Annotated in this window: 6 protein-coding genes and 1 pseudogene; 2 read left to right on the forward strand and 5 right to left on the reverse strand. The window is 49.7% G+C overall.

Annotated elements, in window-relative coordinates; genetic code table 11:
• Positions 1–10: 10 nt before the first annotated feature.
• Both WG891_RS15020 and WG891_RS15025 read right to left on the reverse strand, forming a co-directional pair.
• The gene (locus WG891_RS15020; RefSeq protein ID WP_337263316.1) at positions 11–3,376 is read right to left on the reverse strand and encodes a glycoside hydrolase family 3 protein; all 3,366 of its coding nucleotides are present in this window, start codon (positions 3,374–3,376) and stop codon (positions 11–13) included.
• 330 nt (positions 3,377–3,706) lie between these two features.
• Positions 3,707–3,793 (reverse strand): annotated as a pseudogene (locus tag WG891_RS15025) (5'-nucleotidase C-terminal domain-containing protein); the annotation flags it as partial.
• Positions 3,794–3,974: 181 nt separating this feature from the next.
• On the opposite strand from WG891_RS15025, the gene WG891_RS15030 reads away from it, so the two are divergent.
• A complete protein-coding gene (locus WG891_RS15030) occupies positions 3,975–4,229 on the forward strand; it encodes a DinI-like family protein (RefSeq protein ID WP_337263315.1) in 255 nt (84 codons plus the stop codon).
• Between the two features lie 2 nt (positions 4,230–4,231).
• On the forward strand, positions 4,232–4,471 hold the full coding sequence (locus WG891_RS15035) for a DinI-like family protein (RefSeq protein ID WP_337263314.1): 240 nt from the start codon (positions 4,232–4,234) through the stop codon (positions 4,469–4,471).
• A gap of 298 nt (positions 4,472–4,769) precedes the next feature.
• Here the strand turns inward: WG891_RS15035 and WG891_RS15040 are convergent, their stop codons facing one another.
• From WG891_RS15040 to WG891_RS15050, 3 genes are all read right to left on the reverse strand, one after another.
• Positions 4,770–5,033, reverse strand: a complete 264-nt coding sequence (locus WG891_RS15040) for a hypothetical protein (RefSeq protein ID WP_337263313.1) — start codon at positions 5,031–5,033, stop codon at positions 4,770–4,772.
• 95 nt (positions 5,034–5,128) lie between these two features.
• Entirely contained in the window at positions 5,129–7,138 is a 2,010-nt protein-coding gene (locus WG891_RS15045) for a phage tail fiber protein (RefSeq protein WP_337263312.1), read from the reverse strand.
• 59 nt (positions 7,139–7,197) lie between these two features.
• On the reverse strand, positions 7,198–8,890 hold a 1,693-nt coding region (locus tag WG891_RS15050; protein WP_337263311.1), incomplete at its 5' end, for a phage tail tip fiber protein.

Raw genomic sequence — 8,890 nt, forward strand, 5'->3', positions numbered from 1 at the left:
GCACCTAGGGTTACTTAAGAAACTTGATGTTCTTAATATCATACTCAAAGCCCGCCTGCGTATTGCCCCAGGCAGGGAATACCGTGAAGCTGTTAATACTCTGATCAAAATAAGCATTGCTCACTTTAGACGTGATGGTGCTCATCGGGACCGCGATCGTTTTCCACTCGCCAAGAACCAGTTTGGCTCCTGCCAGGGAATCGACAAAGATATCTCCGGTATCACCCTTATTACCGCCGACTTTAATCACTAACCCCGTTTGCTCAGAGTCTTGCTTTTGCGCACCTAGCGATTTAACAAAAATATCGAACTGTAAATGGCCATTGGCAAACTGCTTGAGATTCTGGGGGGCGAAATTAAGGTGCAGCAGGCCTTTATATGACTCCGGGCTGCGCACATTATAAGCAATGCCAATCACAGAGTCGGCCTCTGTTACGGTCATATGCGTAACCCCTTCCGGTAAAGATTGCCAGTTATCCGTATTGTACTGATCGCTGGTTACCTTTGTTGCGCCAAAGTCAGCCAGAATATCGTAGCTTGCCCCCTCTAACGGCGGTAATTCAGCGGCATGGAACGTCTCACAGGGAATGGCATCTTTGGGTAAACCGTCCGGCTGCGGCACATAGCGGATGGCACCAATATCAAAGTTTATCGCTTCAGCGGTGTAGATCAGGAAAGGCGTATTCATCATTTGGTACGACATTCCCGTTTCTACCATGCACTGAACGGGGATTTTAATTGTCGACCACTCGCTTGAAGGTTTGGGGAGAACATTGGCGATGTTAACCTCACCCCGGCAAGGATATTCACAGTGCGTAGACAAATTAACCAACGCGGGATTGCCTGAATGGATGCGAATATCGAACTCGATGGTCGATTTAGCATTCACATAGCGATTGTAATCCGCCCCTTTGCCATCAGTGGTCTGCATATAGATCTGAGCGGCAGACTTACCGACAAAACCTTCGGTTTCCCCGGTGAAATTAACGTTCAGAGCTGACTGCTGCATCCCTTGGTAATCGATCCCCTTGGTGGTTAACGAACCAATGGTCGTTTCACCTTTGGTTATTTCATGCTTAGCCCAACCGTTAATATCTCCCGACATGGCCGCAACAAATTCGCCTTTCGCATTTTTGCCGTAGATCTCTAGCGGGGTATCCGCAACGCCGGTATCCGGTGCAGATATACCACAGCCATAATCGCGGGGATCCAGAGGAAGATTATTCAAATCTGCTTCCGTCGCGGCGACGTCGGTTTTACCGGCGTAATTCAAGCCGTAGCCGTATGGAAAGAGCTGCCCATATTCACCATCAAGCTCCTGTTCAATCACCTGGCCGGTGATGCCGTCAACGGGCGTAATATAGCCAGCAAGGTTTGGTGCAGCGCGGTTAATGGTGGTGGAACATTTAGTTGCTCCCCATGTGTAGGACAATTTGCCTTTAAAGTCCTTATCACCGAACAGCACATCCGTAATGCCCAGCCCTTCCGTGCCGGGCAACCAGGCTGCGACAAAGGCATCAGAGTGATTGATCTCTTCGTTAACATAAAGCGGTCGCCCGGAATAAAACACCGTGACCACTTTATAGCCCTGCTCTTTAAGCGATTTAATCAGCTCTGAATCTTTGCGGTATTTCGATTTCAGCGCGGCGAACTCAAGCGTTTGTGACTTGGAGATATCCCCAAACATTTCAGCGTAGGGATCTTCGCCGATCACGACAACCGCCACCGCCTCTTCAGGCGTGGTAGCCGTAACGTCGGTAACCACATTCTCCGCGCCAACCACGCTTTTCATGGCCATTAACAGGGTTTGTGCGTGTGGGAAGTCTTTCTCGATGGTGTTGCCATCTCCCTGCCATGATAACGACCAGCCACCGGTCTGTTTGGTGATATCGTTGGCCGCAGAGCCCACCACCAGATATTTCGCCCCTTTCTTCAATGGCAACGCTTGCGCTTCGTTCTTCAACAGCACCAGAGACTCGGATACCGCCTGACGCGCTACCGCAACGTGCTCAGGGGCGCTGAGCACCTCCTGTTTCCCCGCCAACGCACGCTGGCTGGGCATCGGTTTCTCCCACAGGTTGGCACGCATTTTAACGCGTAGAATGCGGGTGACCGCATCGTCAATACGTTCCATCGGGATAATGCCGGATTTAACCTGATCGATGACGTTCTGGTAAAATGCGTGCCAATCATTGCGTGATGTCACCATAAAAACGTCGTTACCCGCGATAACGGCCTGCGGGCAGTTGGCCGCAGAGCAGCCGTTGATTTCACCCTGGCCATTCCAGTCGGTCACCACCAGGCCATCAAAACCCATTTTGCCCTTCAGCACATCGATGATGAGATACTTTGAGCCGTGGATTTTCTGGTTTTGCATGTAGCCAGAGTCGGTGCTTGCAGCAGAGTAATAGGGGTTTTCTAGCATCGGATCGACGTTGGCCGGGTTCCACCATGAGTTAAATGAACTCATCACCACCTGTGCCCCTGCGCTCAGGCCGCCGATATAGCCCATGGCGTGAATATTACGCAGATATTCCTCGGTATAGCGGTTTTGGCCGTGATCGATACCCTGCAGCGTGCCGCCGTCACCGACCCAGTGTTTAACGTTCGAGATCACGTTCAGTTCGCCTTTCAGGCCTTCCTCACCGCCCTGAATACCTTGAACCATGCGTTTCGCGTATTCGTAAACGATCTCGGGATCTTCAGAATAACCTTCGTATACGCGGCCCCAGCGATAGTCACGCGGCGTGGCCACGGTTGGGGCAAACGTCCAGTCCAAGCCGGTAGCGACAATCTCGCGCGCGGTCACGGCACCGATCTTTTCAATCAGATCGGGGTTACGCGCTGCCCCCAAGCCGATGTTGTGCGGGAAAACCGTTGCCATAAACACGTTGTTATGGCCGTGCACCGCATCCGTTGCCCACATAAACGGGATCCTGAATCCGCGCCCTTCATAAACACGTTCCAGCGCTAACCAATATTTGTCCGCCTCTTTCGCCCACTCTTCAGCGGTGGCGTACTTATTATTGCCTGGCGCCGCGCCGCCGCCGTTCAGGATAGACCCTAATTTATACTGTTCTGCCTCTTCGGGCGTCACATCGCGTAAATCAGGCTGTATCATCTGGCCCACTTTTTCTTCCAGCGTCATCATCGCCAGAATGCGCTGAATTTCTGTTTCCATTGCCGGATCTTTTTTGATGACGCTGTTAACGTTCTCCCAGTCGGCAAAGTAAGGCAGGGCAGTGCTCGGTGGCTTAATATCAGCGCCATTATTACCACCGTTATTATTGCTGCTATTGCTTCCATTATTATTGCTGCTCTGCGTCGTGCTTTTTTCAGCGCTATCACAGCCAACCAATGCTAAAGAAATAAGCATGCTAATGATTACACTTTTCGTCTTTATCACAGAATCCCTCTCCGAGTAGAAAAGTACACACCTTGGAAGACTCCAAGTCTTGTAAAACATAAGAGATGTTTAACAGAGGGAAATAAAGAATACTAGGATATATTTCACACTTCGAAATAAATGCCCGACTGGGTAGATTGGAAATGGGAGGGGAGCCAGCAAACCTTTCAATGTCACTTTTAAACGCATGTAAAACGGAAAGCGCGATTTTTCTGTTACCTGATTTTTGTTGCACAACGGCTTGATTGCTGGCTAAGCGCAGCCTGCTGCCAGGCTGCGCTTAGCCAAGGTAAAATCCCTTTACTGATAAACAATCTCACCCTTAGGTTCAAACGCCGCCGCATCCAGCGGTGAATGCTTCTCGATATACTGCTTCATTAGGTGAGCGGAATGGAGATAACCAACTGTTTATAAAATAGTTATCTCCATTTCAACCACTGAAAACCATGAAAATATTGTAATTAAAAACCACTTTTAAAACAGGCAGTTAAAAATAGTTTTGCAGAAGCTTTTTCTCTTGCTTTATACTGTACAAATAAACAGTAATTCACTCAGCGAGGATACTGCTATGCGCATTACGTTAAGCATCGATACCAAGAACCCAACATTCCCGAAAGAAGGAGTGGATCTTGCCCAGGATGAGTTAAATAAGCGTGTAAGTAAGAAGTTGCCCGGTACCGAAGTTATTGTGAAACCTGCGTCCACCAGCGGGCTGAAGTTCGACGACATGAAAGAGGCTCAGCAGAAGATAGCCAGGACGCTAGTTGAGGAAATGTTTGAAGAGGCCGATCAATGGCTGGTGGCTGATATCTGGAGGCACTAATCATGCTTTACGTTGAAGTGACGATCGACAAGAAAAAGAAGCTGCCTGACGGTGCCGCTGCTGCGCTGGCCGTTGAACTGAACAAGCGCCTGCTGCGCAGATTTCCTGACGTTGAAGCAACCGTTCGGCTGGCTGGTGGTGATGGGTTATCTGTTCGCGGTGGTACACCGGCAGACAGAGAGGTGATCGAAGAGGTACTGCAGGAGACATGGGAAAGTGCTGAAGATTGGTTTCAGTCGTGAAAGTTGCAAACTCACAGATGGCGGCTATATTTCATAACCTAATGCCATTACGTGAGGTTTTTTGCTTGAAACCAGACATAGACACCGATGTTTTAGTCACATTAGTTCTTCTGTTGTCGGCCGCTGCTTTCAACATAATTAGTTGGTGGGCATGGCATTAATACTTCAAATTATAGGACGATGCATAACTGTTAACTAAATTGAAGGGTCATCATCTGAGATACGGACGCCACCCCAACATCAGCGATAAAGTATCAGCACACATTACAAAACCAAAGTAGGGGTAGCGTCATTAGGTTTACTTCTTGGTGCTTTCAGCATCAGCACTCATGGTTTTCTCATGAGCAACTTTAGAGCTTTCAGAGGCCATTGCAGACTCTTTCTTGGCCTCTTCGTGTTTTCCTTCTTCATGATGCTTAGCAGCCTTCTTGTGGTGCTTCACCGCGGCTTCATGCTTAACCGCCGCGTCTTCATGTGCCATAGCTGCAGCATCAGCAGCAACAGAGGCGAAGGAAGTCATACCCAGAGCAAAGATTGACATTAGTAAAGTTTTTTTAATCATAACAATTCCTTTGATTTAAATAACAATTAAACGGCAAAGATAAATCTAGTACACAACCCATAAATTGCAAGCCGGGATCCATCCCGGCACCGTCATCACTCCTTGGTTTCAGCCTCCGGCGTATCGCCCTGTTCCAGTTCGGCCGGCTGCTCAGTTTCTGCCTCAGGCTGCTGATCGGTATCCGGTACTGCATCGGGCTCTGGGATTGGTTCTGGCTCGTCGCCCGCTGGCATCTCTACACGCAGGTCAATCCAGCGGCCAGCGGGAATGTCGATCGGCTGACCTTCCTTGTAACCGGCAACAATGTTCTGTGCGAACTTCGGCGCAGTAGAGTTGATGCGGTGGAAAGTCTTGATCAGCAGATCGCCGGACTCATCGACTTCATAATCCACCCATACCAAAGCCAGATCGTTATTGTCCTTCGGTAAGCCGATACCGCCGTTCGGGCCACCCCATGCGCCATCGGAGTTAAAACCAAGTACACCGGAAACCCGGTAAACCCCTTCGCTGATACGCTCAGTTGTCACGCCCTGGCTATGCTCGTTGAGCTCACATTCACCGGTACCGAACAGCTTGACGATCGGAGAGGCCTTTTTGATGTTGCCGTTGGCGTCTACTGTAGTGTTGTAGTCACCCCAAATATTGTACGAAGTAAGATTACCCGACGCTCCAGATAACCCGGTTCGTAATTTACCTGTGGCGCTTACGAAAACATATCCGACAGATGGAGTGCCATCCATCGGTAGCGATAAAACCCCGTATAATGGTTCAGCGGTGGGTTTGTTAAGTGAGCTGGTTGTAACACGATAAATTCGGCCAATGGTCTGCTTTGTATCATCCTGATGCAACGGACCACCACCCAAGCCATAATCGCCAGCTTTTAATGGAGTCGGTAAGTTTCCTGTGTGCCAAAAAGTGACCCACGGCCCCCACGCGTTCGTTGTAGCGTTTCGCACTCGTGTTGCTACTGAAGGATTTAATACCCCTTGTTCCCAAGTCATCTGAAAGCGAGAGCCGCTGTCGTACCCCGCCATTAAACCAGCCTGAGCTGCAATGCTTGGTGCATTTGCGGTATTTTGAGGGACGCGGAAAAATCTGTTAACCCCAGCATCATTAATCGTAGTGGCATCAAGGATTACTGGCATATACGAACCAAAACCATAATCGCCAACTTTTAGTGGATTCGGTAAGCTGGCCTCTGTCCAAACTTTGATTATCTCACGCTCTAAAACGATTGTAGGGTCAGCTACTTCTGTTTTTCCCCACGTCCAGTTATCTGCAATATGTGAGATCGACGTTGCACTAATAGCCGCCGAAATGCCGCTCACGAATGGGTTAAACTTCAGATATAAATCAAACGTATTAGCCGCTGTTTCAATCAATCCGAGGTCGCTGATTAATTGAGTTGAGCCAACAAATCCTATGCCGTTAGTAATAAACGCGGTTGCTGATGCACGGCCAACTGTATTAACACCCGTTACAGAGCCACTGCCGGTACGAATAACAATATCCAGTAAGCCGTTAGCATTAGGATGCCCGTTATACGATGCAGTCCCGCCGATCCTGATAACGATAGTTTGGCCACCCTGGACCATGTTCTTCACCGTGCCGACTTTGCGCCATACTGCGTTTGCGGTTGCTTCAGTTGGCGAAAAATTCAGGTTGCTGAGTTGGGTTTTTGTGAACGTATTTGCAAGCACCGCTGCAGCATTATCTGAACTTGCCTTAGCATTTGTCTCGCTCGTCTTTGCCGCTGCTGCTGAGTTTGCCGCTTCTGCACGCATACGATCAACAGTGGCCACAATCTCAGGAGTGAGATCGGCTTCACCAGGCATTGTCAGAAAGTCGTTCAGCGTCCCGTTCTGCGAGTTGAGCGCTACTGTGATACCGCCCACGCGCTCAGGCTGACGGCCACCCGCCGTGATCATTACATCGTATGCACCAGGCTCTACAGTCAGCGTGTATTTCCCGGCCGCATCAGTGATCGACTGAGAACGAGCTTGGTTAACAACTGTCGCTGACGTTCTGATTGCGCGTAATTCGATTACTACGCCGACGCGCGGGCCGCCGATCGGGTCTTTCAGAATACCGCTAATAACTGCCATGGTTTATTCTCCACATAAAAAACCCGCGCTACGGCGGGTATGGTTAATTAAGAATTTCACTAAACAAGAAATACGATGTTAGGCGTTGCCCGTGATGCTGTTATTGCGCATTGCAACTGGCAACTTATCCAGTTCCCTTCCCTTCCAACATTTTTAATGCGTAGTGTTAAATAACTCCCGGTGTTTGCATTTATGCTGAACGGCGTAGTTGGTATTGATACCCCTCTACCTTCACCTAGCGGACTATCATTCGCAGCATCTGTCTGTGCTATTAACAGGCCATTCAAAAACAAGGCGACGTCAGCTATTGCCCCGCCGAGGCCCAAGGCACTAACAACACTACCCGGTTTTGCATAAATTTTCGTCTGCCAATCGTCGCTACGATAAAGCATGACTCCTGGTAGGAGTCCTGTAATGAATCCATGACGACCAAATTCAGCAGCTTGTATATACGCTATATTAATATCAACGTAACCACCGCTTTCTATCCATCTGTTGAGATTGACATTTGTGACCTGGTTGTTGATATCAACTAAATCACCTTGAATTCTATTTGCTTTCACCGTGCCTAGGAATGTGCCATTTGCTCCTGTAATATCCCCTTTAAAATATCCATTATCAGCTAAAATAGTTCCCCTTACTGTTACAGCCTGAAATTCAGCATTACCATCCTTATTGATAAACCATCCTGATTTACCTGCAATATAATTATTGGAACTAATATAGTTACCGATTTTAGCATTAGTAATTGTGCCGTCTTTAATGAACGCAGCATTAATAAATGTCTGCCCACCATCAATGGCAAATGGCGTTGATACCACGCCGTTTGTGACATTTAAAAACGCGAATCGGTCAGCCATGAAAAGCACCTGGCTCTGCATTCCTGCCGGGGTGTTTTCCACACCGACACCAATCCCTGCAGAGTAAAGCTTTCCATCCCAAGTCTTGCCAACTTTGATGGACCACATATTTTTTAGCTGGCTGGCGTCTTCTATCGGCCCCAGCAGGTCTTTACCGAGTTGGGTTTCAGTGATTTGGCCGGTGAGATAGTCCAGAATCTCATCAGCTTCGCTGCTTGATGAGCCTTTTACCCAAGCTGTCCACGGCCCGGCATTGCCAAGGCGATCAACAAGTCGAGCCTGAAACCAGAATTGCACACCGGCTGCAAGGCCGGTCATTGTGTGGCTCCGCTGGGGGTAGGCATAATCCCCCAGGTGCATAGCGCCGGTGCCGTCCGGTTGCGTGCTGTACCAAATCTCAGTACGCTGGGTATCCTCTGCGCCGGGCGGGAATGCCCAGTTCAACACAATACCGAATACCTGCCCGGTGGTGGTAAAGCTGGCCAGTGCGGGCGGCTCGCCGATTTTGCCGTGGAGCTGCTGTTCGGGCGCATTGGCCCACACGCTCGAAATCTCAACCGGGTTTATCGCCCGGACGCGGGCCTGATAGCGACCAGCATAGATGCCCTGAATCTCAAAGCCCAGCGTTGATACTCGCGGGCCGGGGATCCAGTTACCGTTATCCCTGCGCCATTCTGTTTCATACGCTATTGCGTTCTCAGCTCTGTCCCACGTCACATAGAGCGTGGCCACGGCCAGCCCTTGAATCGTTGCTGAGTTCTCGCTGATCCTGACGTTCGTCGGCGGTGCCTGGACGCCGGGCGGGATAACGGAGATCGGGCGGTCTTCAATCCGTGCGCCGGTATCGATGCGGGCGTACTTGTTCGGGTCGTACTCAACAGCCGTAATGTCA

It is taken from the genome of Serratia sp. MMO-28 (genome assembly GCF_037199905.1).
Lineage (GTDB): Bacteria > Pseudomonadota > Gammaproteobacteria > Enterobacterales > Enterobacteriaceae > Chania > Chania oryzae.